Source organism: Psychrobacter sp. T6-1, assembly GCF_052258445.1.
Genome location: NZ_JBQQFC010000405.1, coordinates 1 through 1,707 on the forward strand (window position 1 = coordinate 1; position 1,707 = coordinate 1,707).

Here is a 1,707-nt window from a genome sequence, read left to right on the forward strand (position 1 = left end):
CCCGGTAGCGCTGGACCTTGAGTGATTTTTTTACGTGCGACTTTTTTAGCAGATTTTAGGCGGCGTCCTGCTTTATTAATCGCTAATTCTGCAATCTGAGCGCCTAAATCTGCGTGCTGATTGAGCCATAAGCTAAACGCATCTTTGGCAAGCGTTTGTACTGCTCCTGCCGCTTCTCGGCTTGAGAGACGCTCTTTGGTCTGACCTGAGAACTGCGGCTCAGAGAATTTGAGCGACAAGATATAATTAATCCCATCCCAGACATCCTCACCGGTAAGCTTGACGTTACGCGACAATAGATTGTGAATATCACAAAACTCACGCAGCGCTTCTAAAATACCCGTACGCAGCCCATTTACGTGGGTGCCGCCTTGAGCGGTTGGAATGAGATTGACATAACTCTCTTGAATGGGCACGCCGCCCTCAGGTAACCAAGACAGTGCAAAGGTGATGCCGGCGCGCTCGCTACCTGTCGCTTCATAATTATAATAAAAAGGCTCTGGCGGTAGGGTCTCAAGCCCATCTAATTGCTCGGTTAGATACTCAACCACCCCATCGGTAAATTGCCAAACAATCTTTTCATCATTGATCTCATCTGTGAACTCAATAGTGAGTCCAGCAGCCAAAACCGCCTTGGCCTTTAAGGTGTGCTTGAGCTGTTTGATATTGAACTTAGGTGTATCAAAGAAGGTACTATCTGACCAAAACCGTACTCTAGTACCACGCTTGCGCTTATTGGGACTGACCGATTCGGTCAATGGCGTCACTGGCGCACCGTTCTCAAATGCCATGTCGAATTGAGTACTATCACGCCACACCGTCACTTCCACACGTGTAGACAAGGCATTGACGACAGAGATGCCAACGCCGTGCAAACCGCCTGACACCTCATAGTTTGAGGTCGAAAACTTACCACCGGCGTGCAAGCGAGTTAAGATAATTTCAATACCCGACTGACCAAATTCAGGATGGATATCTGTTGGCATACCGCGGCCATCATCTTCGACCGATAACGAACCATCCTCATGAAGCCTGACTTTTATGGTTTTGGCATAGCCCGCCAGCGCTTCATCAACCGAGTTATCGATGACTTCTTGCGCTAAATGATTGGGACGGGTGGTATCGGTATACATGCCAGGACGGCGGCGGACAGGCTCAAGGCCTTCTAAAATCTCTAACGATTGCGCATTATATTGACTCAAAATGCTTTCCTTAATATCTACAAACTCTATGTCCTTATTATAACCAAAAACCGCACGTTAAAGGCTGATAGTTACAGGCTTACGTCATATAATGTCGTTTATTCTAGCGCGTGCAAAATATAGTATTTTAAGATGATAGTTGCTGCACAATATCTATCACTAAAGGCAGGTGCTGCGCAAAATCACTAAAGCGATGATCGCCGCCCTCTTGCATGATAACAGTCGCGCCTTTTGCTTGATAAAACTGCTTGGAGATTTGAGCGTCTAATAACTCATCACCGTCTTTGATCAGCGCAGCGACTTTGTCAGGACAATGAATAGCGGTTAGCTGATGATCGGCAAACCACGTCAAGTCAGCTCGAGTCATTGCCCAGCCACCAGTCGTGGTATAAAGCGTCTCATCACTGTTACTGTCACTGTTATTTTCACTAGCAGACTCTAGAGTATCTGCATGAGCATTATCCTGAAAACGTTGCAGAGTGACATGCGGCTGGGTACTTGGATT

2 protein-coding genes are annotated in these 1,707 nt (G+C 46.9%); both read right to left on the reverse strand.

Translation table 11 applies throughout. The annotated features are described in order from the left end of the window. A partial coding sequence (locus ACTXGO_RS13260; RefSeq protein ID WP_443574851.1) for an ATP-binding protein occupies positions 1 to 1,202 on the reverse strand: 1,202 nt, incomplete at its 3' end. A 127-nt stretch (positions 1,203 to 1,329) separates the two neighbouring features. Further along, positions 1,330 to 1,707 (reverse strand): YqiA/YcfP family alpha/beta fold hydrolase (locus ACTXGO_RS13265; RefSeq protein WP_443574852.1); only part of this gene is annotated, 378 nt, incomplete at its 5' end.